Annotated in this window: 26 protein-coding genes; 17 read left to right on the forward strand and 9 right to left on the reverse strand. The window is 55.1% G+C overall.

Annotated elements, in window-relative coordinates; all coding sequences use genetic code 11:
* Positions 1–341 precede the first annotated feature (341 nt).
* The 3 genes from cysJ (at position 342) to FCL49_RS15810 (ending at position 4,662) form a co-directional block, all read left to right on the forward strand.
* The gene (cysJ, locus tag FCL49_RS15800) at positions 342–2,141 is read left to right on the forward strand and encodes an NADPH-dependent assimilatory sulfite reductase flavoprotein subunit (RefSeq protein ID WP_174354299.1); all 1,800 of its coding nucleotides are present in this window, start codon (positions 342–344) and stop codon (positions 2,139–2,141) included.
* The gene (gene cysI, locus FCL49_RS15805; RefSeq protein WP_174354300.1) at positions 2,141–3,856 is read left to right on the forward strand and encodes an assimilatory sulfite reductase (NADPH) hemoprotein subunit; all 1,716 of its coding nucleotides are present in this window, start codon (positions 2,141–2,143) and stop codon (positions 3,854–3,856) included. The genes cysJ and cysI overlap by 1 nt, the downstream gene beginning before the upstream one ends.
* Before the next feature lie 71 nt (positions 3,857–3,927).
* Complete coding sequence (locus tag FCL49_RS15810) at positions 3,928–4,662, forward strand: phosphoadenylyl-sulfate reductase (protein WP_174354301.1); 735 nt, start codon at positions 3,928–3,930, stop codon at positions 4,660–4,662.
* Positions 4,663–4,707: 45 nt separating this feature from the next.
* Here the strand turns inward: FCL49_RS15810 and FCL49_RS15815 are convergent, their stop codons facing one another.
* From FCL49_RS15815 to FCL49_RS15825, 3 genes are all read right to left on the reverse strand, one after another.
* Complete coding sequence (locus FCL49_RS15815; RefSeq protein WP_174354302.1) at positions 4,708–5,034, reverse strand: type II toxin-antitoxin system RelE/ParE family toxin; 327 nt, start codon at positions 5,032–5,034, stop codon at positions 4,708–4,710.
* Positions 5,035–5,045: 11 nt separating this feature from the next.
* Entirely contained in the window at positions 5,046–5,321 is a 276-nt protein-coding gene (locus FCL49_RS15820; RefSeq protein WP_174354303.1) for a hypothetical protein, read from the reverse strand.
* Between the two features lie 91 nt (positions 5,322–5,412).
* Positions 5,413–6,486, reverse strand: a complete 1,074-nt coding sequence (locus FCL49_RS15825) for an aminopeptidase (protein WP_174354304.1) — start codon at positions 6,484–6,486, stop codon at positions 5,413–5,415.
* A 275-nt stretch (positions 6,487–6,761) separates the two neighbouring features.
* Here FCL49_RS15825 and FCL49_RS15830 point away from each other — a divergent pair, with 275 nt between their 5' ends.
* From FCL49_RS15830 to FCL49_RS15855, 6 genes are all read left to right on the forward strand, one after another.
* On the forward strand, positions 6,762–7,055 hold the full coding sequence (locus FCL49_RS15830) for a hypothetical protein (protein WP_174354305.1): 294 nt from the start codon (positions 6,762–6,764) through the stop codon (positions 7,053–7,055).
* Between the two features lie 187 nt (positions 7,056–7,242).
* Entirely contained in the window at positions 7,243–8,679 is a 1,437-nt protein-coding gene (cysG, locus tag FCL49_RS15835) for a siroheme synthase CysG (RefSeq protein WP_174354306.1), read from the forward strand.
* A 9-nt stretch (positions 8,680–8,688) separates the two neighbouring features.
* Positions 8,689–9,597, forward strand: coding sequence for a sulfate adenylyltransferase subunit CysD (gene cysD / locus FCL49_RS15840; RefSeq protein WP_012005266.1), 909 nt, complete (start codon positions 8,689–8,691; stop codon positions 9,595–9,597).
* An 11-nt stretch (positions 9,598–9,608) separates the two neighbouring features.
* On the forward strand, positions 9,609–11,054 hold the full coding sequence (gene cysN / locus FCL49_RS15845; protein ID WP_174354307.1) for a sulfate adenylyltransferase subunit CysN: 1,446 nt from the start codon (positions 9,609–9,611) through the stop codon (positions 11,052–11,054).
* 1 nt (position 11,055) lies between these two features.
* Entirely contained in the window at positions 11,056–11,685 is a 630-nt protein-coding gene (gene cysC, locus FCL49_RS15850) for an adenylyl-sulfate kinase (RefSeq protein WP_174354308.1), read from the forward strand.
* Between the two features lie 85 nt (positions 11,686–11,770).
* Positions 11,771–12,088 carry a DUF3561 family protein gene (locus FCL49_RS15855; RefSeq protein ID WP_012005269.1) on the forward strand — a complete coding sequence of 106 codons (318 nt, stop codon included), beginning with the start codon at positions 11,771–11,773 and terminating at the stop codon, positions 12,086–12,088.
* 52 nt (positions 12,089–12,140) lie between these two features.
* On the opposite strand, the gene FCL49_RS15860 is transcribed toward FCL49_RS15855, so the two are convergent.
* From FCL49_RS15860 to FCL49_RS15870, 3 genes are all read right to left on the reverse strand, one after another.
* Positions 12,141–12,863, reverse strand: coding sequence for an amino acid ABC transporter ATP-binding protein (locus FCL49_RS15860; RefSeq protein WP_174354309.1), 723 nt, complete (start codon positions 12,861–12,863; stop codon positions 12,141–12,143).
* On the reverse strand, positions 12,847–13,566 hold the full coding sequence (locus tag FCL49_RS15865; RefSeq protein ID WP_049767937.1) for an amino acid ABC transporter permease: 720 nt from the start codon (positions 13,564–13,566) through the stop codon (positions 12,847–12,849). Before FCL49_RS15865 ends, FCL49_RS15860 begins: the two co-directional genes overlap by 17 nt.
* A 116-nt stretch (positions 13,567–13,682) precedes the next feature.
* Entirely contained in the window at positions 13,683–14,453 is a 771-nt protein-coding gene (locus FCL49_RS15870; protein WP_174354310.1) for a basic amino acid ABC transporter substrate-binding protein, read from the reverse strand.
* Positions 14,454–14,859: 406 nt separating this feature from the next.
* Between FCL49_RS15870 and ftsB the strand changes: the two genes are divergently transcribed.
* Genes ftsB through truD form a run of 4 tightly spaced genes read left to right on the forward strand, consistent with a single transcriptional unit; the run spans position 14,860 to position 17,426 of the window.
* The gene (ftsB, locus tag FCL49_RS15875; RefSeq protein WP_012005273.1) at positions 14,860–15,180 is read left to right on the forward strand and encodes a cell division protein FtsB; all 321 of its coding nucleotides are present in this window, start codon (positions 14,860–14,862) and stop codon (positions 15,178–15,180) included.
* 3 nt (positions 15,181–15,183) lie between these two features.
* Positions 15,184–15,891, forward strand: coding sequence for a 2-C-methyl-D-erythritol 4-phosphate cytidylyltransferase (gene ispD / locus FCL49_RS15880; protein ID WP_174354311.1), 708 nt, complete (start codon positions 15,184–15,186; stop codon positions 15,889–15,891).
* A 10-nt stretch (positions 15,892–15,901) separates the two neighbouring features.
* On the forward strand, positions 15,902–16,375 hold the full coding sequence (gene ispF / locus FCL49_RS15885; RefSeq protein WP_006317702.1) for a 2-C-methyl-D-erythritol 2,4-cyclodiphosphate synthase: 474 nt from the start codon (positions 15,902–15,904) through the stop codon (positions 16,373–16,375).
* 4 nt (positions 16,376–16,379) lie between these two features.
* Positions 16,380–17,426, forward strand: coding sequence for a tRNA pseudouridine(13) synthase TruD (gene truD, locus FCL49_RS15890; protein ID WP_174354312.1), 1,047 nt, complete (start codon positions 16,380–16,382; stop codon positions 17,424–17,426).
* Between the two features lie 41 nt (positions 17,427–17,467).
* Here the strand turns inward: truD and FCL49_RS15895 are convergent, their stop codons facing one another.
* A complete protein-coding gene (locus tag FCL49_RS15895; protein ID WP_174354313.1) occupies positions 17,468–18,574 on the reverse strand; it encodes an acyltransferase family protein in 1,107 nt (368 codons plus the stop codon).
* A 279-nt stretch (positions 18,575–18,853) separates the two neighbouring features.
* On the opposite strand from FCL49_RS15895, the gene surE reads away from it, so the two are divergent.
* The 4 genes from surE to rpoS all read left to right on the forward strand — a co-directional run bounded on the left by surE (position 18,854) and on the right by rpoS (position 22,599).
* Positions 18,854–19,615: a 5'/3'-nucleotidase SurE gene (gene surE, locus FCL49_RS15900; protein ID WP_012005277.1), complete on the forward strand. Its 762-nt coding sequence runs from the start codon at positions 18,854–18,856 to the stop codon at positions 19,613–19,615.
* On the forward strand, positions 19,609–20,235 hold the full coding sequence (locus tag FCL49_RS15905) for a protein-L-isoaspartate(D-aspartate) O-methyltransferase (protein ID WP_012005278.1): 627 nt from the start codon (positions 19,609–19,611) through the stop codon (positions 20,233–20,235). Before surE ends, FCL49_RS15905 begins: the two co-directional genes overlap by 7 nt.
* Positions 20,236–20,560: 325 nt before the next feature.
* A complete protein-coding gene (gene nlpD, locus FCL49_RS15910) occupies positions 20,561–21,547 on the forward strand; it encodes a murein hydrolase activator NlpD (protein WP_167796607.1) in 987 nt (328 codons plus the stop codon).
* A 53-nt stretch (positions 21,548–21,600) separates the two neighbouring features.
* Positions 21,601–22,599, forward strand: coding sequence for an RNA polymerase sigma factor RpoS (gene rpoS, locus FCL49_RS15915; protein WP_012005280.1), 999 nt, complete (start codon positions 21,601–21,603; stop codon positions 22,597–22,599).
* 80 nt (positions 22,600–22,679) lie between these two features.
* Here the strand turns inward: rpoS and mutS are convergent, their stop codons facing one another.
* Together mutS and FCL49_RS15925 are read right to left on the reverse strand one after the other, a co-directional pair.
* On the reverse strand, positions 22,680–25,235 hold the full coding sequence (mutS, locus tag FCL49_RS15920; RefSeq protein ID WP_174354314.1) for a DNA mismatch repair protein MutS: 2,556 nt from the start codon (positions 25,233–25,235) through the stop codon (positions 22,680–22,682).
* Positions 25,236–25,579: 344 nt separating this feature from the next.
* Positions 25,580–26,575 carry a hypothetical protein gene (locus tag FCL49_RS15925; RefSeq protein WP_254611085.1) on the reverse strand — a complete coding sequence of 332 codons (996 nt, stop codon included), beginning with the start codon at positions 26,573–26,575 and terminating at the stop codon, positions 25,580–25,582.
* Positions 26,576–26,588 lie beyond the last annotated feature (13 nt).

The raw sequence follows: 26,588 nt of genomic DNA on the forward strand, positions 1-26,588 counted from the left end.
AGTTGGCTTAACACTTTTTTTGTTTGGTGTGAACGCGACCTATCGATTGGGGTAATGAGTGCCAAATGCGATTCATTCAACAATCGTCAAAAAAATGGTTTTGTTTTCATGTGGATAAAAAAATCCGCTTAGCGTTTTAAGCACTATCCGTTACCAGAAAAACAGCTTAGTCATTTTAGTTATTATTTATTGCTATCCCTTATTTAATCGTTGCCAATCGGCTGGGTAACCTTACAAACTCTCCTGATCTTTTCAGGACCGCAGACCGAACGAAAAAATAGCGGCTGACACTGGCGAGCACCTGGCTGGATAGGTGCCATGTATAGGAAATAAGTACTGCAATGACGACTCAGGCACCTCCAACATCTTTGCTCCCGCTGACGCCCGAACAGCTGGCGCGCCTGCAGGCGGCGATTGGTGAATATTCACCAACGCAGCTGGCGTGGCTGTCAGGCTATTTCTGGGGAATGGTAAATCAACAGCCTGGCAGCGTTGCCATTGCGCCGGTGGCTTCCGCTGCCGCCAGCATTACGCTGATTTCTGCTTCGCAGACTGGCAATGCACGCCGCCTGGCGGAACAGCTGCGCGACGATCTGTTGGCCGCCAAGCTGAGCGTCACCCTGGTGAATGCCGGTGACTACAAGTTCAAGCAGATTGCCCAGGAACGTTTGCTGGTGATCGTCGCCTCTACGCAAGGGGAAGGCGAACCGGCGGAAGAGGCGGTGGCGCTGCATAAATTCCTGTTCTCGAAGAAGGCACCCAAGCTTAATGAGACCGCGTTTGCGGTATTCGGCCTGGGGGACACCTCCTACGAAAACTTCTGCCAGTCGGGCAAAGATTTCGATGGCAAGCTGGCCGAACTGGGGGCAGAGCGCCTGGTTGAGCGGGTTGACGCCGACGTGGAATATCAGGAACTGGCCACGGCCTGGCGTAAACAGGTAGTGGAAGTACTGAAAGCACGCGCGCCGGCGGAAAATGCCGCACCGGGCGTGTTGGCCAGCGGCGCAGTTGATCTACTTGATAGCAGCCCGTACAGCAAAGAACAGCCGCTGACCGCGCAACTGGCGGTGAAACAAAAAATTACCGGCCGTGCGTCAGATAAAGACGTCCGCCATATCGAGATTGATCTGGGCGATTCTGGTCTGCGCTACCGACCGGGTGACGCGCTGGGGGTCTGGTTCGATAACGATCCTGCGCTGGTGGACGAACTGGTACAACTGCTGTGGCTGAAAGGCGACGAGCCGGTGGAGGTTGAAGGTAAAACCCTGCCGTTGGCGCAAGCGTTGCGCAGCCATTTCGAATTGACGCAGAACACTACGCTGATCGTCGACAAATACGCGGCCCTGTCGCGTGACGAGAAGCTGATTGGTCTGCTGGCAGATAAAGCTGCGCTGCAGCATTACGCGCACAATACGCCGATTGTTGACATGGTGCGTCAGGCTCCGGCCGATCTCAACGCCGAACAGTTGATTGGTCTGCTGCGTCCGTTGACGCCGCGCCTGTATTCCATCGCTTCCTCACAGGCTGAGAACGAAAACGAAGTGCACGTTACCGTTGGCGTGGTGCGCTACGACATCGACGGCCGTGTTCGTGCCGGCGGAGCTTCCAGCTTCCTGGCCGATCGCCTGGAAGAAGATGGCGATGTGCGCGTCTTCATCGAGCACAACGACAACTTCCGCCTGCCGGCCAACCCGGAAACGCCGGTGATCATGATTGGCCCAGGCACTGGCATTGCGCCGTTCCGCGCCTTTATGCAGCAGCGTGACGCTGATGGTGCCGGCGGCAAGAATTGGCTGTTCTTCGGCAACCCGCACTTTACCGAAGATTTCCTGTATCAGGTCGAATGGCAGCGCTATGTTAAGGATGGTCTGCTGACCCGCATCGATCTGGCCTGGTCGCGCGATCAACAGCATAAAGTCTACGTACAAGACAAACTGCGCGAACAGGGCGCAGAGGTGTGGCGTTGGATCCAGGAAGGCGCGCATATCTACGTCTGTGGCGATGCCAACCGCATGGCAAAAGACGTGGAAAATACATTACTGGAACTGGTGGCCGAGCACGGTGGCATGGATACCGAGCTGGCGGATGAATTTTTAAGTGAGCTGCGCCTTGAGCGCCGTTATCAGCGAGATGTTTACTGATGAGTGATAAACACCCGGGGCCTCTGGTGGTTGAAGGCAAATTGGCCGATGCCGAGCGTTTGAAGAAAGAAAGCAACTTCCTGCGCGGCACCATCGCTGAAGATTTGAAGGACGGTCTGACCGGTGGTTTTACCGGTGACAACTTTTTGCTGATCCGTTTTCACGGCATGTACCAGCAGGACGACCGTGATATCCGTGCCGAACGTGCCGAGCAGAAGCTGGAGCCGCGCCACGCGATGATGCTGCGCTGTCGTCTGCCGGGGGGGATTATTTCTCCTCAGCAGTGGCTGGGCATTGATAAGTTCGCGCAGGAAAGCACCCTGTACGGCAGCATTCGTATTACCAACCGCCAGACCTTTCAGTTCCATGGCATTTTGAAGGGCAACGTTAAGCCGGTTCACCAACTGCTGGGCCGTTTGGGGCTGGACGCGCTGGCTACCGCCAACGACGTTAACCGTAACGTGCTTTGTACTTCTAACCCGGTGGAGTCAGAACTGCATCAGGAAGCCTATGAATGGGCGAAGAAGATTTCCGAACACCTGTTGCCGCGCACCCGCGCCTATGCAGAAGTTTGGCTGGATCAGGAAAAAGTGGCGACCACCGACGAAGAGCCGATCCTCGGTGCGACCTATCTGCCACGCAAGTTTAAAACTACGGTGGTGATCCCGCCGCAGAACGACGTTGACCTGCACGCCAACGACATGAACTTTGTGGCGATCGCCAAAAACGGCAAGCTGGTGGGCTTCAACCTGCTGGTGGGCGGCGGCCTGTCGATTGAACATGGCAACAAGAAAACTTATGCGCGCCAGGCCAGCGAGTTCGGCTATATCCCGCTGGAACACACGTTGGCAGTAGCCGAAGCGGTAGTGACCACCCAGCGCGACTGGGGTAATCGTACCGATCGTAAAAATGCCAAAACCAAATACACGCTGGAGCGCGTCGGGGTGGATACTTTCCGCGCCGAAGTAGAAAAACGTGCTGGTATCACATTTGAGCCGATCCGCCCGTACGAATTCACCGGCCGTGGCGATCGCATTGGTTGGGTAAAAGGCATTGATAACCAATGGCACCTGACGCTGTTTATTGAGAACGGCCGGTTGTTGGATTACCCGGGGCGCCCGCTGAAAACCGGCGTTGCCGAGATCGCGCGGGTCCACAAAGGTGATTTCCGCCTGACCGCCAACCAGAACCTGATCGTTGCCGGCGTGCCGGAAAGCGAGAAGGCGAAGATCGAAGCGCTGGCGCGGGATCATGGTCTGATCGACGATGGGGTTAGCGTACAGCGCCAAAACTCGATGGCCTGCGTATCCTTCCCAACCTGCCCGTTGGCAATGGCGGAGGCCGAGCGTTTCCTGCCGGAGTTCGTCACCAAGGTGGAAGGGATCCTGCATCGGCACGGCGTGGGTGACGAGCATATCGTACTGCGCATCACCGGCTGCCCGAATGGCTGTGGCCGCGCGCTGCTGGCGGAGATTGGCCTGGTGGGTAAAGCGGTAGGCCGCTATAACCTGCATTTGGGCGGTAACCGGGAAGGCACGCGTATACCGCGTATGTACCGTGAAAATATTAACGAAGAAGAAATTCTGCGAGAGATTGACCAACTGGTAGGCCGTTGGGCCACTGAGCGCACGGCAGGCGAGGGCTTTGGTGATTTCACCATTCGCGCCGGTGTGGTCAAACCGGTGGTTGATCCGGCGCAGGATTTCTGGGACTGACGCCATTTGGCCCCGCTGACACAGGGGGCTGGATTTGCGCGGTATGATTCAAGCATCAGGAGGCAGGCAACATGGCTGAATTTAATCTGGCGGAGCTCAATGCGCTGCCCAAATCAGGGCAGGCGTTGGCACTGGCGGTGGTTAATGGTCAGTTGGAAACCCTTTCTGCCGAGCAGCGTGTCGAATGGGCGCTGGAGCATTTGCCGGGCGAGTTTGTACTCTCTTCAAGCTTTGGCATTCAGGCGGCGGTGTGTCTGCATTTGGTAACCCGGATCAAGCCGGATATCCCGGTGATCCTCACCGATACCGGCTATCTGTTCCCGGAAACCTATCAGTTTATCGATCAGTTGGCTGACAAGCTGAAGTTGAACCTGCAAGTGTTTCGCGCCGAGCAGTCGCCTGCCTGGCAGGAAGCACGCTACGGAAAACTGTGGGAGCAGGGCGTTGAGGGTATTGAGAAATACAACCAAATCAACAAGGTTGAGCCGATGAACCGCGCGCTGGAAACCCTCGGCGGGCAGACCTGGTTCGCCGGCTTGCGTCGCGAACAGTCGGGCAGTCGTGCTCACTTGCCGGTAATGGCGGTACAGCGCGGGGTGTTCAAAATCCTGCCGATTATCGACTGGGACAACCGCAAGATTTATCAATACCTGACTGAGCACGGCCTGAGTTACCACCCGCTGTGGGAACAAGGCTATCTGTCGGTGGGGGATACCCATACCACGCAGAAATGGGAACCGGGCATGAGCGAGGAAGAAACCCGCTTCTTCGGCCTGAAGCGCGAGTGCGGCCTGCACGAAGGCTAATACCCGATTAAACTGACCAAGGGCTCAGCATTGGCTGGGCCCTTGTTAATTCAGTAGCATATGCCGCCAGAGTGCTGCACCGATATCTTGGCGGGTATGCAAAATCAGTAGAATATCTACGCGATTTTCTGTCACTTCATACAGCGTGCGGTAGTCATGACGATCCAGACGTTCACGTACTGCCAGGCCAAACTCGGCTAACTGAGAGTTATAACGGCAGCGTAGTGGGTCAACGCGCAAATGTTCGAGAGTTTCGGCAAATATCGTGTCAACGAATCTTGCCGAACCCGGTGGGCCGAGAGTGATGGCTTTAAAAGACTCAATATCACTGAGGCACTGCAATGCGGTATTAGTGAGGTGAACATCATACATGGTGGTGATCCTTACCCCCGTGATGCGCGTAACCTTTTTAATGCCTCTTCGGCAGAAAGTGTTCTGCCTTCAGTGACATCCTGTTTAGCCTTCAATGTCAGTTTCAGCAAAGCATGCGTTTGCCGTTCTCGTTCCCAGGCAGCCAGCTCTTCCTGGCGCTCGGCTGCAGTTTGAACGAATAATTCAGCGGTTCCATTTCTCGTCACCCAAACACCTCCCTTGAAAATTTCGGGAGAGCCGAGGCTTTCCCGCGTCGCTTTCTGCGACAGGGTCTTTTGTGTGCTCATCAGTCAGGCTCCTGCTGCGAAATCCTGGCAACAGTATACTCAGTCAAGCTTTTGGGTACAAAATTTGTACTGAATTTTGCCCCCGATACGACTATTTTTTCTTTGGTACTTTAGGCGGATGTGCCTGCGCCAGCTCTTTGATCAGGGGTAAAAGGATCTGCACGCTCTCGCGGCTGCGCTTGTCGATCCGCCCTGGCAAATTACGCTCCAGGTATTGCAGATTATCGTACTGCGGGCGGTGCCAGCTCATGCCCTGCGGAAAGTGCGGGCTGACGGCACGCTGCTGATAACCGTCTTTATTGCCCAGCGACCAGTTGGTGGCTTCGACGGACAGCACCGGAATACCGGCTTTATCAAACACTTCCTGATCGGAACAGCAGCCGGTGCCTTTCGGATGCGCCTTGCTGCCCGGGTTAGTGGCAGCGGCGATGCCATAGCGGTGGGCGATATCCAGTGCGCGGTCGCGGCTCTGCTTCACCAACTTCGGCGGTGTGTTGCGACCGGCGTTGAAATAGAGACGATCGCCGGTGATCAGGCTGTCGAGGTTAATCACCAGCACAGTATTGCGTTTTTCTTCCGGGCTCATACGCTGCAGATAGTTCTGTGCGCCCAGCGAGCCTATCTCTTCGGCGCTGGTGGCGACAAAGCGCAGGCCGTAAGCCGTGGGGAGGTTCTTCAGACGCTCTGCCAATTCCAGCATGACGCCGATGCCAGAGGCATTGTCATCGACCCCCTGCAACGTCAGGCCGCCGAGGTTGTTATCCAGATCGGCGTCGCTTTGTGGCGTATAGGTATCAAAATGCGCCACGATCAGAATTTGCTGCGGATTGCTGCCATTTTTAGCGGCGATCACCGAGCTGGCGGTAACATTATTCCAGTTCTTTTTGCCGTCTTTGCTGGTGTAGAGGTAACGAGTTTTAAAACTGCGGATATCGCTCTGATAACCCATCTTGCTGAACTGCTGGTTTAGATAGTCTGCGGTGAGCAATTCGGCCGGGCTGCCTGCCATACGGCCGGGGAAATAGGTCGCGATATGACGGATTTGGTCAGCGGCGAATTTACCCATCGGGAGATCTTTCGCGGGCTGTGTGGCGGCAGAAACGCTGAAAACACCGCCGAGCACTGCCACCAACAGGCCGGCCTTCAGATAAAAGCGGGAAAACATACCGAAAAATCCTTCTTTTTAATGTCGGTCATACCGATTCTTTTGCGGCTCTCAGTATGAGACTCGGCGGCAGATTAAACAATTTCCACCGCTCTTAAATTTACGCGGCACGGGCAAAATTTCGGTGCTGTGCGCAACTAATGATATCGAACCTTGTGCCGAGCAAAATACTTTGCGAAATGCTGGGCATATTACAGGAATCGGTATTTAACCCTGTCCATGGTGTGGTTTATTATTCAGCGATAAGGTTCATACGGATCGAAGGAGAAACCCTGATGCTGGACAAGTGCGATAACAGGTTCGGCCTGATAGAGAAGAAAGCCGAGTATGTGGAACATACTCTCAATCAGGTCAAAACCGATTTGGCGACGCTGACCATGCGTTCAGCCGAGTTTGTCACCAAAGGCGACTTGCATAAGGAAGTGGGATTGCTGCACCGGGAGATCGGGTTGGTTCATAAAGAGATGACTAATCAAACCAAATGGATGGTTAGTCAGACTAAATGGATGATTAGTACCATATTGGCTGTCGCTGGGCTGTGTATGACCGCCGCGAAATTTTGGTTTTAACTTCCGCCACTATCCGCCTGCCTGGGCTGGATCATTGCCGCGGACTTACCGGCTATCTAACCGCCGCAAACCCTGATGCTGCGGCCTATATTCCATAAAAGAACTAGTCATTCCTTTTCGTCATTTCAGAGGCTAAATCTCAGCCCGTATAGTCACACTATCTTCCCGCATAGATGAAAAGGCTGTTGTGGACTATCTACCTATATTTGCCGACCTGAAACAACGTCCGGTGTTGGTCGTTGGCGGCGGTGAAGTGGCTGCGCGCAAAGTTGACCTCCTCCTGCGCGCCGGGGCTGAAATACGGATAGTTGCGCAGTCACTCTCACCGTTACTCGAACAACTTCGTCAGCAGGGGAAAATCCACTGGCTGGGGCAGGCTTTTGCCGCTGAGCAACTCGATGAGGTTTTTCTGGTGATTGCCGCCACCGATGACAGTGCGCTGAATGCCAAGGTATTTAGCGAGGCGGATAAACGCCGGGTGCTGGCCAACGTAGTGGACGATCAGCCGCGCTGTTCGTTCATCTTCCCGTCGATTATCGACCGTTCACCCCTGGTGGTAGCCGTCTCTTCCAGCGGTCAGGCACCGGTGCTGGCACGCATGCTGCGTGAAAAACTTGAGGCCTTGTTGCCCGCCAGTCTGGGCCAGATGGCTCAGGTCGCCGGGCGCTGGCGTGGTCAGGTAAAGCAACGGCTGAATTCCATTGGCCAACGCCGCCGTTTTTGGGAAAAAACCTTTGGCGGCCGCTTCGCAACGCTGGTGGCCAATGGCCAAACCGCCGAGGCGCAGCGGCAACTGGAGCAGGACTTAGAGCAGTTTGCACAGGGCAGCGAAGGCACTCAGGGCGAAATTGCCCTGGTGGGGGCCGGGCCGGGCGACGTGGGGTTACTGACCCTGCGCGGGCTGCAGGTGATGCAGCAGGCCGACGTGGTGCTGTATGACCATCTGGTTAGCGATGAAATTCTTGATTTGGTTCGTCGTGATGCCGAACGCATCTGCGTGGGCAAACGCGCCGGCGCACACTCGGTGATCCAGGAAGAAACCAACCGCCTGCTGGTGGAACTGGCGCAACAGGGCAAACGTGTGGTGCGGCTGAAGGGGGGGGATCCCTTTATCTTTGGCCGCGGTGGCGAAGAATTGCAGGTGGCCGCCGAGGCCGGCATCCCGTTCCAGGTAGTGCCGGGTGTGACCGCCGCCGCCGGGGCAACCGCCTATGCCGGTATCCCGCTGACGCATCGCGATCACGCACAGAGCGTCACCTTTATTACCGGCCACTGTCGCCCCGATGGCGATGGCGATGGGCTGGACTGGGCCGATTTGGCGCGTGCGCGCCAGACTCTGGCTATCTACATGGGCACCATGAAGGCGGCGGATATCAGCCAGCGCCTGATAGCTCATGGGCGTGCGGCTACTACGCCGGTGGCGGTAATCAGCCGCGGCACGCGGGCGGACCAACTGGTGCAAACCGGCACGCTGCAACAACTCGAACAATTGGCTCAACAGGCACCGTTACCGGCGCTGCTGGTGATCGGCGAAGTGGTGGAATTACATCACCAAATCGCCTGGTTTGGGCATCAACCGCAGACGGAAGGGGTATCACGCCCAGCCGTCGTGAATTTGGCTTAAGGATCTGTTATGGACGAAAAACGACTCACTCATTTGCGGCAATTGGAGGCGGAGAGTATCCATATCATCCGTGAAGTCGCCGCTGAATTCGGCAACCCGGTGATGCTTTATTCCATCGGTAAAGACTCCTCCGTGATGCTGCACCTGGCACGTAAGGCCTTCTTCCCAGGTACGCTGCCGTTCCCTCTGCTGCACGTGGATACCGGCTGGAAATTCAGCGAGATGTACCAATTCCGTGACCGCACTGCCAAGGAGTACGGTTTTGAGCTGCTGGTACACAAAAACCCTGAAGGCGTGGCGATGGGCATCAACCCGTTCGTTCACGGCAGTGCCAAGCATACCGATATCATGAAAACCGAAGGTCTGAAGCAGGCGCTGAACAAATACGGTTTTGATGCCGCCTTTGGTGGCGCTCGCCGTGACGAAGAAAAATCACGCGCCAAAGAGCGTATCTATTCTTTCCGCGACCGTTTCCACCGCTGGGATCCGAAGAACCAGCGTCCGGAGCTGTGGCACAACTACAACGGCCAGATCAACAAGGGCGAAAGCATTCGTGTATTCCCACTGTCGAACTGGACCGAGCTGGATATCTGGCAATACATTTTCCTGGAAAAGATCGACATCATCCCTTTATACCTGGCGAAACCCCGCCCGGTGGTAGAGCGCGACGGCATGCTGTTGATGGTGGACGACGATCGCATCGATCTGCAGCCGGGTGAAGTGATCAGCCAGCGCATGGTGCGTTTCCGCACCCTGGGTTGCTGGCCGCTGACCGGCGCGGTGGAGTCCGAAGCGCAAACGCTGCCGGAAATCATCGAAGAGATGTTGGTGTCCACCACCAGTGAGCGTCAGGGACGGATGATCGACCGCGATCAGTCCGGCTCGATGGAACTGAAAAAGCGTCAAGGGTATTTCTAAGGAGCCGCCGGATGAACACTATAGTTTCGCAAAACCAGGCAATTGCCCAACAAATCGCTGAACAGGGCGGGGTCGAGTCCTACCTGCACGCGCAGCAACATAAAAGTCTGTTACGGTTCCTGACCTGCGGCAGCGTCGACGACGGTAAAAGCACCCTGATCGGCCGCCTGCTGCACGATACCCGCCAGATCTACGAAGATCAGCTGTCCACGCTGCACAGTGACAGCAAGCGCATTGGCACCCAGGGCGAAAAACTCGATCTGGCATTGCTGGTCGACGGCCTGCAGGCCGAGCGTGAGCAGGGCATCACCATTGACGTGGCCTATCGCTATTTCTCGACTGAAAAGCGCAAATTTATTATCGCCGATACACCGGGACATGAGCAGTACACCCGCAATATGGCGACCGGTGCCTCCACCTGCGATCTGGCCATTTTGCTGATCGACGCGCGTAAAGGGGTGCTGGATCAAACTCGCAGACACAGCTTTATCGCCACGTTGCTCGGCATTCGCCATTTGGTGGTGGCGGTCAACAAGATGGATCTGGTGGATTACAAAGAGTCGGTATTCGAGCAGTTCAAGCAGGACTATCTGACCTTTGCTCAGCAGTTGCCAAGCGATCTGGACATCAAGTTTGTCCCGCTGTCGGCACTCGATGGCGATAACGTGGCCAGCGAAAGCACCCAGATGCCTTGGTACAACGGCCCAACGCTGCTGCAGGTATTGGAAAGCGTGGATGTTGTCAGCGAGCGCGAAACGCAACCGCTGCGCTTCCCGGTGCAATATGTTAACCGTCCAAATCTGGATTTCCGTGGCTATGCCGGCACCTTGTCGGCCGGTGTGGTACGCGTGGGCCAGCGTGTGAAGGTGTTGCCTTCCGGCGTGGAATCCACCGTTGCACGTATTGTCACCTTTGATGGTGACTTGCAGGAAGCGGTACCGGGTGAGGCCATCACGCTGGTGCTGAAGGATGAGGTGGACATCAGCCGCGGCGATTTGCTGGTCGATGCCGGGGAAACCCTGCAGGCGGCGCAAAGCGCACTGGTTGACGTGGTGTGGATGGCCGAGAAGCCGCTGTTACCGGGGCAGAGCTACGACATCAAGGTCGCTGGCAAAAAGACTCGCGCACGGGTGGAAGGCATTCGCCACCAGGTTGAAATCAACTCGCTGGCCCAGCATCAGGCCGACACCTTGCCGCTGAACGGCATTGGCCTGGTGGAACTGACCTTCGACGAACCGTTGGTGTTGGACAGCTATCAGCGTAATCATGACACCGGCGGATTGATCTTTATCGATCGCCTGAGTAACGTCACGGTTGGCGCCGGGCTGATCCGCGAAACCTTGCAGGATGCTCAGGCGGCTGCTGGAGACTTCAGCGCATTCGAGCTGGAACTCAATGCCCTGGTGCGTAAACACTTCCCGCATTGGGGCGCACGCGACCTGATCGGGGGCAAGTAACGTGACCGACGTAGAGCAACGATCAACCGGGCCGGATGATGACAACGTGGTCTGGCATCCGCATGCGGTAGCGCGTGCGGATCGCGAAGTCCGTAACGGCCATAAAGGCGTGGTGCTGTGGTTTACCGGGCTGTCCGGCTCGGGTAAATCCACCGTTGCCGGTGCGCTGGAACAGGCGCTGCACGCTCTTGGCGTCAGCACCTATTTGCTGGATGGTGATAACGTGCGTCACGGTCTGTGTCGCGATCTGGGATTCTCCGACGACGATCGGCGCGAGAATATTCGCCGTGTGGGGGAAGTGTCCAAACTGATGGTGGATGCCGGGCTGGTGGTGCTCACCGCGTTTATTTCACCGCACCGCACAGAACGGCAGATGGTGCGCGAACTGCTCGATGAAGATCGCTTTATTGAGGTGTTCGTCGACACGCCGCTGGCGATTTGTGAGCAGCGCGATCCGAAGGGATTGTACAAAAAAGCCCGGGCCGGAGAGCTGCGTAATTTCACCGGAATCGACTCGGTTTACGAGGCGCCGCAACGGCCGGATATTCACCTTGATGGCCAACAATTGGTAACAAATTTGATTGCGCAATTGTTAGACGTGCTGCGTGGTCGGGCTATTATCAAACCCTGAATTCAGAAAAGCGTGTGGCGTTTTTGCGCCATACGCTTTTTACGCTAAGCCCGCCGGAGAGCGTGCCGAATAACCAGGGAACACTATGCAAAATGTCTCGCCTATCTTGATTGACTCAAACCAGGAGAAAGAGGAGCCCTCTTATTCTTTCCTGGGCGGCGTCTGCGGCTTTGTTTTCTACTGGCTGGCGTTCGCGGTGCCCTTTGTGGTCTACGGTTCCAACACACTCTTCTTCCTGCTCTACACCTGGCCGTTCTTCCTGGCCCTGATGCCGGTATCGGTACTGATTGGCATCACGCTCAGCATGCTGTTGCGCGGCCGTCTGATCCTGACGCTGCTGCTGACCGGCGCTATCGTGCTGTGTCTGTTCTGGCTGGTATTCAGTTTTCTGACCGGCTGGTGAGAGAGTGGGCGCAGTTGCCTGCGCCCGAAGCATTGCAAAGCCGTGCCGAAGGTTACAAAACTTTGCTTAGAAAAGCCTGAGTGCGCGGGTTGGCAGGGTTGCTGAAAATCTGCTGCGGTGTGCCTTCTTCCTGAATGATCCCCTGATCGATAAACAACACCCGATCGGCCACTTCGCGGGCAAAGCCCATCTCGTGGGTGACCACCACCATGGTCATGCCTTCGTGTGCCAATGACTTCATCACCGCCAGCACTTCGCCGACCAACTCGGGATCAAGCGCTGAAGTAGGCTCGTCGAACAGCATGATTTTCGGCTCCATGGCCAGCGCCCGGGCAATCGCCACCCGCTGTTGTTGGCCGCCGGACAGGCTGCTGGGATAGGCATCAATCTTGTCCAACAGACCCACTTTGCGCAACAGCACTTCTGCACGCAGAGTAGCGTCGGCGCGAGACAGCTTTTTCACCCCCATCGGCGCCATAATGATGTTTTCCAGCACCGTCATATGCGGGAACAGGTTAAAGCGCTGAAACACCATCCCCACGCTCTCGCGCATTTTATTGATATCGGTTTTCTGGCTGTGGATGGCAAAACCGTTCACCAGGATCTCACCACCGGAAAGCGTCTCCAGCGCGTTGATACAGCGCAAAAAGGTGCTTTTACCGGAGCCGGACGGGCCGATGACGCAGACCACTTCGTTGGCCGCGATCTCGCAGGAGATACCACGCAGTACGTGGCTTTCGCCGAATTGTTTTTGCAGGTTATGTACGCGAATCACTTTTCCCGAACCTCTTTTCCATGTGTTGCACCATCAGCGAAAGCAGGAAGGTGAGGACCCAATAGACCAGCGAAATGGTCAGGTAGGGCTCCCAATAGGTGGCATAGGCGCCGGAAACCGTCCGGGCGGCATAGGCCAAATCGGCCAGGCCGATGGCGGAGGCCAGTGAGGAATCCTTGACGATGGCAATGGCGTTATTGCCCAGCGGTGGCAGCATGCGACGGAAGGCCTGCGGCAGGATCACCTTGCGCATGGTTTTGCCGTAGCCCATGCCCAGCGAGCGCGAAGCTTCCATCTGGCCGCGATCGATAGACTGAATACCGGCGCGGAAAATTTCCGAGACGTAGGCACCGGCGTTAAGCGTGATTGCCACCACGCAGGACAGAAACGCGCCGTAGTCGGAGCGCAATGCACGGGCGAAATCACTGCTCATCAGACCGTTGGTGACCAACAGGCCGTCACGCGGGTTGATAAACAGCGGCACCAGCGCGAAGTGCACCACCATAATCTGCACGAACAGCGGCGTGCCGCGGAAAGCGCTGATATAAATGCGCACCGGCCACTGTACGCCGTAATGCAGTATCGGTTTCCAGATGCCGTGTGGCGCTTGCGCCAAGCGGCCTAACCCCAGGAGCAGCCCCCAGGTGGTGCCCAGTATCACGCAGATAATGGTGCATTTGATGGTCATCCAGGCGCCTTCCATAAACAACGGGGCATATTCCTGGATAATCTCCCAACGGAAATTCAATGGGTGTTCCTTCTCGGTGTTCTCACGATAGTGTTGCTCCGGAGCTCGGGCGAGCTCCGGTCACTTAAGACTTATTCGGCAGGCAGTGTCGGTACGTTGCTGTCAAACCAGGTCTGGTAAATTTTGGCGTAGGTACCGTCGGCGATGATTTTCTTCAGGCCGGCGTTGATCTTACTGCGCAGTTCATCGTTGCCTTTGGCAACGGCAATGCCGAAATACTGACGTTCAAATTTGGCGTCGGACACCAGTTTGAACTCTTTTTCCGGGTGGGTTTTGATGTAGAACTTGGCCACGCCAACGTCGCCCACGGCTGCGCCGATACCGTCTTCGTACAGCTCCTGCAGCAGCAGTGGAGTATTGTCGAAACGCTTGATGGCGGTGCTGTTTTTACCCAGCACGTCGGAGACCACGATGTCGCCGGTGCTGGAGTTCACCACGCCGACCTTCAGCGCTTTCAGCGCGGCGATGGAGTTCACCGTAGAGTCTTTGGGAACCACGATGGTCTGCTCCGCCGGGAAGTAAGGGGCAGAGAAATCAACCATTTGCTTGCGTTTATCGGTGATGGTGATACCGGAAATAATGATGTCGCGATCGCCGGAGTTCAGCGTGGCAAAGATGCCTTCCCAGGGGGTATTTACCAGCTTGACCTGGAAGCCCTCGGCCTTGGCGACGGCCTTGATGATATCAATATCAAAGCCTTCCAGCTGTTTGCTGCTGTTTTCGAATTCGAAAGGACGATAGGTACCGCCGGAGCCGACGACGTAAGTAGGTTCTGCCGCCAGGGCAGAAGCCGACAGGGTGGCAGCCAGGCAGGCGCCAATCAGAACTATGCGTTTTAACATCACTATCCCCGGTAATTAAAAGTTATTCATTGGATTTATTTATGCACTATGAGTGCATAAAAATAACTCTCAATGAATAAAAACACAACTCCTACCTGATGCTGTGATTTACAGTGGTGTTAAATATTCACTTTTTGAATGTGACTGGCGGAAGCGTTGGCGAAATGGCGGGGCAGCCAGTTTTTCTTGCTGCATAACCGATAAAAAACCTGAGAGAGGGAATATAGAGATGTCGAGCGGTGACTTATCGGGTGAAAGTGCTTTTTTTTGCCGCTTTCGGCGCGAATTTAGGTTATAAACTCAAGAAATTCTCATCCTACTCTGAATTTGGCGGTGAAATGCCGTTCCCAGTGTGGAGTCCAACGAAAAGTTGTGGGATGATTAGGCGGTTTTTCAGGGGGCGGAGATGGGAAAACTTACGCTGTTATTGCTGGCATTGCTCGGTTGGTTACAGTATTCACTGTGGCTGGGCAAAAATGGTGTTCACGATTACGTGCGGGTCAATGATGACGTTGCGGTCCAGCAGGGCAGCAATGCTAAATTGAAAGCGCGTAACGATCAGCTGTTCGCCGAAATCGACGATTTGAACGGCGGTCAGGAAGCGATCGAAGAGCGTGCGCGCAATGAACTGAGCATGATTAAGCCCGGTGAGACTTTCTATCGTCTGGTTCCTGACCAATCCAGACGCAACGCGGCGTCCTCCTCGCAAAATAACCTACAAAAGTAACGCATGAATCACTCCGCAGGAACCTTTCCACCGGTGATTGCCGTCCTGCCCGCTGCCGGTATCGGCAGCCGTATGCAGGCGGATTGCCCGAAGCAGTATTTAACCATCGGCCACCAAACCATTCTCGAGCACGCGATCCATGCGCTATTGCGCCATCCGCGTATTCCGCAGGTGATTGTGGCGATCGGTCCCGATGACCAGCAGTTCCACCAGTTGCCAATTGCCCGAGATCCGCGCGTGCGGGTCACCGTCGGCGGTCAGCAACGCGCCGATTCGGTGATGGCCGGGCTGCAACTGGCCGGTGAGGCCAAATGGGTGCTGGTACATGACGCGGCAAGACCCTGCCTGCATGCCGAGGATCTGGAACGCCTGCTGGCGATTACAGAACACAGCGAGGTGGGGGGCATTTTGGCCGCGCCGGTGCGTGATACCATGAAGCGTGCCGAACCTGGTCGTAGTGAGATCTCCCACACCGTTGAACGTCAGGATTTGTGGCATGCGTTAACTCCGCAACTGTTCCCGCTGGCGTTGCTTAAGCTCTGCCTGCAGCGTGCGATGGATGACGGTGCGACGGTCACCGATGAGGCCTCTGCCCTCGAGCATTGTGGCTATCATCCGCTGCTGGTCAGCGGACGCTCGGACAATATTAAAGTCACGCGCCCGGAAGATTTGGCGCTGGCGGCCTTCTATTTAACTCAGTTGGACAATTAAGGAGCGCATCATGCGTATCGGTCACGGTTTTGACGTACATAAATTTGGTGGCGAAGGGCCGCTGGTGATCGGTGGTGTTCGTATCCCTTATGAAAAAGGTTTGCTGGCTCACTCCGACGGTGACGTGGCGCTGCATGCGGCGACCGATGCTCTGTTGGGGGCGGCTGCGTTAGGGGATATCGGCAAGCTGTTCCCGGATACCGACCCGGCGTTCAAAGGGGCCGACAGCCGTGAGCTGCTGCGCGAAGCCTGGAAACGCATTCGCGCCAAAGGCTATCGTCTGGGTAACCTGGATATCACCATTATCGCCCAGGCACCTAAAATGGCGCCGCATATCCCGCAAATGCGCGTTTTCCTGGCGGAAGACCTGCAGTGCCATATGGACGACGTCAACGTTAAGGCGACCACCACCGAACAGCTCGGTTTTACCGGGCGCGGCGAGGGCATTGCCTGTGAAGCGGTCGCCTTGTTGATCAAGGAATAAACGCATGGATATGGCTAACCTGACCTGGCTGCATGGCCAGCCGCAGAGCACCGGGGTGTTGAAAGCCAACCCGGAAGATTTCGTGGTGGTGGAAGACCTGGGCTTTGAGCCGGATGGCGAAGGCGAACATGTGCTGGTGAACATTCGCAAGAACGGCTGCAACACCCAGTTTGTCGCCGATTATTTGGCGCGCTTTGCCGGCATTCACGCCCGCTCTGTCAGTTACGCGGGTCTGAAAGATCGTCATGCGGTGACCGAGCAATGGTTTTGCCTGCATCTACCGGGCAAAGAGACACCTGATTTTACACAGTTCTCACTGGAGGGCTGCGAAGTGCTGGCCAGCGCCCGCCATCTGCGCAAAATGCGTATTGGCACGCTAAAAGGTAATGCCTTCACGCTGGTTCTGCGTCATATCTCCGATCGTCAGGATGTGGAGCCGCGCCTGCAGGCGATTGCCGCTGGCGGCGTGCCAAATTATTTTGGTAGTCAACGCTTTGGTCGTGGTGGCAATAACCTGGTGATGGCGCGCCGTTGGGCGAATGATGAGATCCGGGTTAAAGAGCGCAGCAAGCGCAGTTTTTATCTTTCCGCCAGCCGCAGTGCGCTGTTTAACCTGATTGCCAGCCGACGTTTGGCCAATCAGCAGCAACACACCGTGCTGGAAGGCGATGCCTTGCAGCTCAGCGGTCGCGGCAGTTGGTTTGTTGCCCAGCCGGAAGAGTTGGCAGCGCTGCAACAGCGGCTGGATGCCGGCGAACTGATGATTACCGCCCCTTTGCCGGGCGATGGCGAACCGGGTACCGCCGGTGAAGCGCTCCATTTTGAACAGCAGTGCCTGCTGGAACAACCGGAACTGATGGCGCTTTTAAAGCGTGAGCGTGTTGATCCGGCCCGCCGTGCTCTGTTGTTACAACCCAAAAATATGCAGTGGGACTGGTGGGATGATGCCACCGTTGAACTGCGTTTTTGGCTGCCTGCCGGCAGTTTCGCCACCAGCGTGGTGCGTGAAATTATGCGGCAGGACAGTAGTGATGCGGATATTGGTGAGTAATAATAAAAAAACCTGCTTTTGCAGGTTTTTTTTCGAATGTTTTAGCGCTGAGTGACAAACTTTTTTTCAGCTTTCAACTCGTTCACATTGGCCTGTACCTGACCGGAAAAGCGTTTTTTTAGCCATTCGTAACAGGGTTTCTCAAACAAGCGATGAGTAAGATGTGAAAGCACTAGTGTCAATGTGATAAAGACGGTGAGTCTTACTGCGAAAGGTAAGTTCAGTGGTGCGAGTACAGACCCCATAACCAGAATAATGGGGGTGTGTATCAGATAAACAGAATAGCTGATATCACCAAGCCAGCCTGGGATTCGACTGCCGATAATTTTATGAAACCATGAATTCAGTGTGGCCAGACTTAAAATCAGCAACGCAATTAGGGGGATTGGCAAGAAGCTGAGTTTTCCAATCGGCGTTTTTTGATAAACCAAGTACACCACGGCTGCGAAAAGAATCATGTCAATACAGCCAATAATAGATTTCTGCATGTGGTGAAGTTCTATCTGCCCCATACCTTTGACCATACGGCAAACAGCGATCCCCAACGTGACGCCAGCGATGCATCTGACAAAGCCTGAGGTGACGATACCATACATCATTTCATGAGCGACCATCAGCGAGCCAAAGGATGTATATAAAAGGGTGTAGCACATTAAAGCTATAAATAACAGCTGGTTGGTTTTAACTCGACGGATACACCAGGGAACCAAAAAGACAGAAACCCAAAACTCGGCAGATATTGACCAACTAGGGTCATTCCAACTCCAGTTGCTGACAAAACCCATATTTTGCAGAAGGAATATATTGGCGATGCCAGAGAAAAACGGTTCGTCAAAGGGAAATGCGCGTTGCGTCAACAGGTAAATGACACCCACGACGACCATAGTGACAATGTGCAATGGGTACATACGCGCGAAGCGATAAAAGATAAATTTCCTATCGCTCATCAAGCCTGAGGATAGGGCTTGGCCGTAAACATGAGCCAGCACAAAACCTGAGAGAATAAAAAAGAAATCAACGGAAATATATGCATTTTGGAATGGGTAGTCATGCCAGCCATATTGGCTGCCAAAAAAATGGCTCAGCGCTACGGTCAATGCAAATATACCGCGTAAACCATCCAAATACTTTAGTCTTGTTGTTGGCATTGAGGGGATAAACCTTGCAATCAGTGAATCGTGATCTTACTAAAGCGCTACCGTATTGTCAGTTTTCCGTAAGGATTGTGTGATGATCTTCAGGTCTTATCTGCTGCATCGGGTCTGGGGTGTAAGCTGTCTTTTCCCCTGTTGACTGGACATGCCGGGGGCAGTGAACATAATATCTGCTGGTTAAGTCCCTCCTTTTGGGCGTTGATTCCGAGTATTTAAATGCCGGGCCGCGTTAAAGGCGTTCTGGTTGAGAGATAAAAAAGAAGACAACCTCTTATGCGGATATTGCTGAGTAATGACGACGGCGTGACCGCCCCGGGCATCCAGGTGCTGGCGGCGGCATTGAGAGAGTTCGCCGAAGTGCAAGTTGTAGCGCCCGATCGTAACCGCAGCGGTTCTTCCAATGCGCTGACGCTGGAATCCCCATTGCGCACCCTGACGATGCCCAATGGAGATATCGCCGTACAGCAGGGAACGCCGACCGACTGCGTGTATTTGGGAGTGAATGCCCTGATGCAGCCTGCGCCGGATATTGTGGTTTCCGGTATTAACGCGGGTCCCAATCTGGGCGATGACGTTATATATTCCGGCACCGTAGCGGCCGCCATGGAAGGACGCCATTTGGGATTACCCGCACTGGCCGTGTCACTGAACGGTCATCAGCATTATGCGACCGCCGCGGCAATTACCTGTCGGGTGCTGCGTGCGTTACAGCGTGAGCCGTTGCGTACCGGTAAAATTCTGAATATCAACGTGCCGGATTTACCGCTGGACCAAATCAAGGGTATTCGTGTGACCCGCTGCGGCAGTCGCCATCCGGCTGACAAAGTGTTCTGCCAACAAGATCCACGCGGGCAAAATCTCTATTGGATCGGGCCGCCTGGTGATAAGTTTGATGCCGGGCCGGACACGGATTTCGCTGCGGTAGAACAGGGTTATGTGGCCATCACGCCACTGCAGGTGGATTTAACCGCCTATGCGGCTCAGGACGTGGTAAAAACGTGGTTAACCAAAGCAGGGGTCGGCGGGGAATGGTGAACAAGCGTATGCAAACATTGCTGACGCAGCTGCGTCAACAGGGGATCCGGGACGAACGGTTGCTGCAGGCGATCGAAGCGGTGCCGCGTGAACGCTTTGTTGATGAAGCACTTGAACACAAGGCTTATGAGAATACTGCGTTACCCATTGGCTCCGGCCAAACCATCTCTCAACCTTATATGGTTGCACGCATGACCGAACTGCTGAACCTGACGCCAACCTCCAGGGTATTGGAGATCGGCACCGGTTCCGGCTATCAAACCGCTATCCTGGCGCATCTGGTACAGCATGTTTGCTCTGTTGAGCGCATCAAGGGGTTGCAATGGCAGGCCAAACGCCGGCTGAAGCAACTCGATCTGCACAATGTTTCCACCCGTCACGGCGATGGCTGGCAGGGTTGGGCATCGCGCGGGCCGTTTGATGCCATCATCGTCACGGCAGCTCCGCCGGAGATCCCGCCGGCGCTAATGGAGCAGTTGGACGATGGCGGCATTCTGGTGTTGCCGGTCGGCGAGCAGGCCCAAACGCTGAAGTATATTCGGCGTCAGGGCAGTGAATTTGTTATCGATACCGTCGAAGCGGTGCGTTTTGTTCCGCTGGTGAAGGGGGAACTGGCCTAGCGATTGTCTGAATTTTCGACAGGAAACGAAATCTGTTGCACTTTCATCATCTCCGGTTAAGGTTTTAACGTTTCAATAAAACTAATTTTCAATACAATTGCCTTTCTGCGTAGTTGTCTTATGGTGCAGCGGCGCTAATGTGGTTAGCATTGGCGCGCTGTTTTGAGGCTCCGGCATGAGGTTTCCTGACATTCAGGGATCGGCCGTGGGCACCTTTCATGGAAGGAATCGAGAGAATGTTAAAAGCTCAGCTACCATGTAAAGGGTATTTTGGATATATCGCTGATATTGCTGTCATGGGGGAAGCATGAGCACGGGAAGCCCAATGATTACATTACGCCGGGTTGCGGTGTGTACGATGGTAAGTTTGTGGTTGGCAGGTTGTACGAACACTGAATCGACATCGGCCCCTATCAGTAGTGTGGACGGTGGCGGAGCCGCTGCATCCAGCAATGCTGGAGCACAGGCTAACGCTGAAGGGCACATTGTTTACAACCGCAGTTACACTTCGATCCCCAAAGGGAGCTACAGCGGTAACACCTATACGGTTAAGCGCGGAGACACGCTGTTTTATATCGCCTGGATCACCGGAAACGACTACCGTGACCTGGCCCAGCGCAACAATATTCCTGAACCATACAGCCTGAATGTGGGTCAAAACATTCAGCTTGGTAATGGTTCCGCCAACGGAAACGGCGGTATGCTGGCGGCAACAGACGCGACCAGCGGCGGTGTTCCGAAGCCGCCATCGACCTCTCAGATACAAACTGCAACGGTTGATTCTCCATCAACTAACGCGTATTCTGATAATTCGGGTAAACAGAATGTAGGTAAGATGTTACCTACAGCAGGCGCAGTGGCGGCAACTACCGCAACAGCCCCTGTTACCGCACCGGTCGTTGCTCCACCAGTGAGCAGCACCGTCAGCAACAGCGCCCCAGTAAGTACCTGGAGATGGCCAACTGACGGTAAGATTATTGATAACTTTTCCTCATCAGAAGGTGGGAATAAAGGTGTCGATATCGCCGGGACTCGTGGGCAGCCTATCTTCGCTACCGCCGATGGTCGTGTAGTGTACGCAGGCAACGCTTTACGGGGTTACGGTAATCTAATCATCATCAAACACAATGATGATTACCTGAGCGCCTACGCTCACAACGACACAATGCTGGTCCGGGAACAACAAGAAGTGAAGGCGGGTCAAAAAATAGCCACCATGGGTAGCACCGGAACCAGTTCAGTACGTTTGCATTTTGAAATTCGTTACAAGGGGAAATCCGTAAACCCGCTGCGTTATCTTCCGCAGCGATAGATTGGGCAGAATACGCTGTATTCTGCTCGCGGTATCACGGGTAGGAGCAGCATATGAGCCAAAATACGCTGAAAGTTAACGAGTTACATGACGATGCGGATTTCGACGAGAACGCAACGGAAGCGGAATCATTCGACGAAAAAGCACTGGTTGAAGAAGAGGCCAGTGAGAGTGATCTAGCGGAAGAAGAGTTGTTGTCACAAGGCGTGACCCAACGCGTATTGGATGCGACGCAGCTCTATCTTGGCGAAATCGGCTATTCTCCGCTGCTGACCGCAGAGGAAGAAGTTTATTTTGCGCGGCGTGCACTGCGCGGTGACGTGCCGTCCCGCCGCCGAATGATTGAAAGTAACCTGCGGTTGGTGGTGAAAATCGCCCGCCGTTACAGCAATCGCGGCCTGGCGCTGCTGGATCTGATTGAAGAGGGTAACCTCGGTCTGATCCGCGCAGTGGAAAAGTTTGACCCAGAACGCGGTTTCCGTTTCTCGACTTATGCAACCTGGTGGATCCGGCAGACGATTGAACGGGCGATCATGAACCAAACCCGTACCATCCGCTTGCCTATCCACATTGTTAAAGAACTGAATGTCTATTTGCGCACCGCGCGCGAGCTTTCTCATAAACTGGATCATGAACCGAGCGCTGAAGAGATTGCCGAGCAACTCGACAAGCCGGTTGATGACGTCAGCCGTATGCTGCGCCTGAATGAACGTATCACTTCTGTCGATACGCCATTGGGTGGGGATTCAGAGAAAGCCTTGCTGGACATTCTGGCCGACGAGAAAGACAACGGCCCGGAAGACACCACGCAAGACGATGACATGAAACAGAGCATCGTTAAATGGTTGTTCGAACTGAACGCCAAACAGCGTGAAGTGCTGGCGCGTCGTTTTGGCCTGTTGGGCTACGAAGCGGCAACGCTTGAAGATGTGGGCCGTGAAATTGGCCTGACTCGCGAGCGGGTACGTCAGATCCAGGTTGAAGGTTTACGCCGTCTGCGTGAAATTCTGCAAATGCAGGGCCTGAGTATTGAGGCACTGTTCCGCGAGTAACCCAGGCAGTTGAATCGCATCAAAATAAAAACGGTGAGCACCATGCTCACCGTTTTTTTATGCCTGCAATCTGCGAAGGGTCAGACCATATTCTTCAGGCGGTAAATCCACTCCAGCGCCTGACGAGGTGACAGTGAATCCGGATCCAGCGCCTCGAGCGCTTCAACCGCCGGTGAGGTTTCCTCATTCAGCAGCGTCATCTGGGTGGCATCAACGGTACCCGTCGCGGTATGGCTGGATATCGCTTCCAGCTCGCGCAGTTTTTGGCGCGCACGTTTGATCACCTCACGTGGCACACCGGCGAGTGCCGCTACCGCCAGGCCATAACTCTTGCTGGCCGCGCCGTCCTGCACGCTGTGCATAAAGGCGATAGTGTCGCCATGCTCCAGCGCATCCAGATGCACGTTGACTACGCCTTCCATTTTTTCCGGCAGGGTTGTGAGCTCAAAGTAATGGGTGGCGAACAGCGTCATGGCTTTAATGCGGCTGGCCAGGTTCTCGGCGCAGGCCCAGGCCAGGGACAGACCGTCGTAGGTTGAGGTACCGCGGCCAATTTCATCCATCAGTACCAGGCTGTTTTCGGTGGCATTGTGCAGGATATTGGCGGTTTCGGTCATCTCCACCATAAAGGTAGAGCGGCCTGAGGCCAGATCGTCCGCCGCACCCACGCGGGTAAAGATGCGGTCTACCGGGCCGATAATCGCCTTGCTCGCCGGCACGTAGCTGCCGATGTGTGCCATCAGCACGATCAGCGCCGTTTGGCGCATATAGGTACTTTTACCACCCATGTTGGGGCCGGTAATGATCAACATCCGCCGCTGAGGCGACAGCGATAACGGGTTGGAAATAAACGGTTCACTCAACACCTGCTCGACCACCGGGTGGCGGCCTTCAGTGATGCGCACACCGGGCTGTTCGCTGATGGTTGGGCAGGCGTAGTTCAGTGTCTCCGCACGTTCAGACAGGTTGGCCAGCACGTCCAGTTCGGCCAATGCCGCGGCGCTTTGCTGTAGCGCACCCAGGTGCGGCAACAGCAAATCGAACAATTCTTCGTACAGACCCTTCTCGATCGCCAGTGCTTTCCCTTTGGAGGTCAGTACCTTGTCTTCATACTCTTTCAGTTCGGGAATGATGTAACGTTCGGCGTTTTTCAGCGTCTGGCGGCGCACGTAGTGGATCGGCACCAGGTGACTCTGCCCACGGCTGACCTGAATATAATAACCATGCACGCCATTGAAACCGACCTTCAGCGTATCCAGCCCCAGCTTTTCACGTTCGCGGATCTCGAGACGATCGAGGTAGTCAGTGGCACCATCGGCCAGTGCGCGCCATTCATCCAGTTCGCTATTGTAGCCGGGAGCGATAACGCCGCCGTCACGTACCAGTACCGGCGGGGCTTCAACCACTGCGCGTTCCAGCAAATCCTGCAGTTCATCAAACTGACCGACTTGTGACAGCAACTGCTGCACATACGGGGTTTCTACCCCTTTCAGTAACGCGTGGATATCCGGCAATTGTTGGAAAGCATGACGCATACGGGCCAGATCGCGTGGACGGGCACTGCGTAATGCCAGACGGGCGAGGATGCGCTCCAGATCGCCCACCTGACGCAGCGAAGGCTGTAGATCGGTATACAGATCCTGCAGGGAACCGATCGCCTGCTGGCGGTTATTCAAGACTTTGATGTCACGGGTTGGCATATGCAGCCAGCGCTTGAGCATACGGCTACCCATCGCCGTCACGCTGTGATCGAGGATGGCCGCCAGGGTATTTTCGCTGCCGCCGGACAGGTTCTGAGTCAGCTCAAGGTTACGCCGCGTGGCGGCATCCATGATAATGCCGTCCTGCTGACGCTCCATGGTGATGCCACGGATATGCGGTAATGAGGTGCGCTGAGTATCTTTAACATATTGCAACAGACAACCGGCGGCGCGCAGTGCCTGATGGGCCTGTTCAACGCCGAAACCGGTCAGATCGCGGGTACCGAACTGCAGGTTCAGCTGTTGGCGTGCGGTCTCGGGTTCAAACTCCCACAGTGGGCGACGACGCAGGCCGTGGCGCTGTTCAATCAGCGACATTTGTTCAAAGGTTTCGGGATAAAGCAGCTCGGCAGGATTGGTGCGCTGCAACTCTGCCGCCATGGTTTCGATATCAGCGGGTTCCGCCACGCGGAAACGCCCGGAGCTGATGTCCAGCGTGGCGTAGCCAAAGCCGCGTGCGTCCTGCCAGATTGCCGCCAGCAGGTTGTCCTGACGTTCTTGCAACAGCGCTTCGTCGGTGATGGTGCCTGGTGTGACGATACGCACCACTTTGCGCTCCACCGGGCCTTTACTGGTGGCCGGATCGCCGATTTGTTCGCACAGAGCGACGGATTCACCGAGCTGCACCAGTTTGGCCAGATAGTTCTCGACCGCATGGTGAGGGACGCCGGCCATGGGAATAGGCTCGCCCGCTGAGGCACCGCGTTTGGTCAGCGAGATATCCAGCAGTTGGGAAGCGCGTTTGGCATCGTCATAGAACAGCTCGTAAAAGTCGCCCATGCGGTAGAACAGCAGGATCTCGGGGTGCTGAGCCTTGAGACGCAGATACTGCTGCATCATCGGCGTGTGTGAGTCGAGCTTATCGGTACTATTCATAAGATTACTGTTTCCAATCCATTGAATTTAAAGTTGGTTGTGATGTTGATTGTCATCATTAAGGTTCACGCCGCGGCACAAAAAAACCACTCGATAGAGCAGTGGTTGACGGCGGTAAGGATCAATAAGCCCTTAATACTGTCGCTATACTAGCCCAGCGGGCAATCGGCTGTCACAGGTAAAAATGGGAAGCTTTACGCAAAGTCGGTTTGTAAGGCGGGGAAGAGTGTTGCAATCAATAGAACACATTGTTTTTCACAGCTATGCGCAAATGAAAAAAGGGGAGAAATGGGGAGTTGGGCTTGGGAAGCCTATGTTCCTGCAAGCCCAGGGTGGGAGAGGTGTCAGTTGGCGGTGGTTAAAGGCAACTGAAGTTGGTAAATGCGAAAGCTGTCTGGAACTTCGGCTTCGTGGCCGGGTAGCAGGCGGTGGCGAATGCGCGATTCAGTGACAAAGGCGCAGCCCTGCGGTGTGATGTCCAGATTGACCGGCGACTCCATTCCCTCACGAATGACTTCAATAGTATGCATACCTGCAGCACCGGGATCGGTAATTCTCAGGATCCTGCCCTGGCCGCTTTTAATGCCATTTTCGAGCACGATCAGCGAGCCGTCCGGTGCTAATCCCATTCCATCCGGGTTTTCGATAGTGCGAGGCAGCAGGATTTCAGCCAGTTGCGGCGTCGCCTCCCCATAGCTCAGGGTATAGAGCTTTCCGCTGCCAAAGTTGGCAACCGCCATTATCCGGTCATTCAGCAGGACAATGCCTGCGGCGCCGATACCATTGGGGCCGGACAAGCGTTGATCACGGAAGATTATCTGAAAATTGGCTTCATTCGGGCGTAGCCTCATGATGCTGCCCGCTTTGGTCTCCGTCAGATAAACCGTGCCGTCTTTGGCGAGAACCAGGTCATTGCCCATTCCCCCCTCTGGTAAGGTCAAACTGCGGTTAATCGTGGCGCTGGGGACATTCAGGGCAAAAACGCGATGGGGACGAGTTTTTCCTGTGGGCAGGAAATCTGGAGAGTTTCCCCATAACAGACCATGTTGTTCATCCAGCCTCAGCGTGGTTGAGGCGAAAACGGTATCGGCGCCGGCAAAGAAGGTCTCCCAATCTTCGTTCGGGCGTTTGCGCAGAATGCGACCACTGGTCACCAGGCCAACATACAGGGTGCCATCGGATGCGCGGGCAATGCCATTAGGGTAGAGCGCGCCTGGCGGTAATGTCAGGCTGGTTGATGTGCAGGTAGCGGCCGCGGAAACTGCTGCAGGTGTTGCGATGACGAGCATCAGGGCCACCAGCACAGTCTGTGCCGGGCGATATTTTATGGCATATAACATTAAGCCTCTCCTG

This window comes from Serratia proteamaculans, assembly GCF_013337185.1.
GTDB lineage: Bacteria > Pseudomonadota > Gammaproteobacteria > Enterobacterales > Enterobacteriaceae > Serratia > Serratia proteamaculans_D.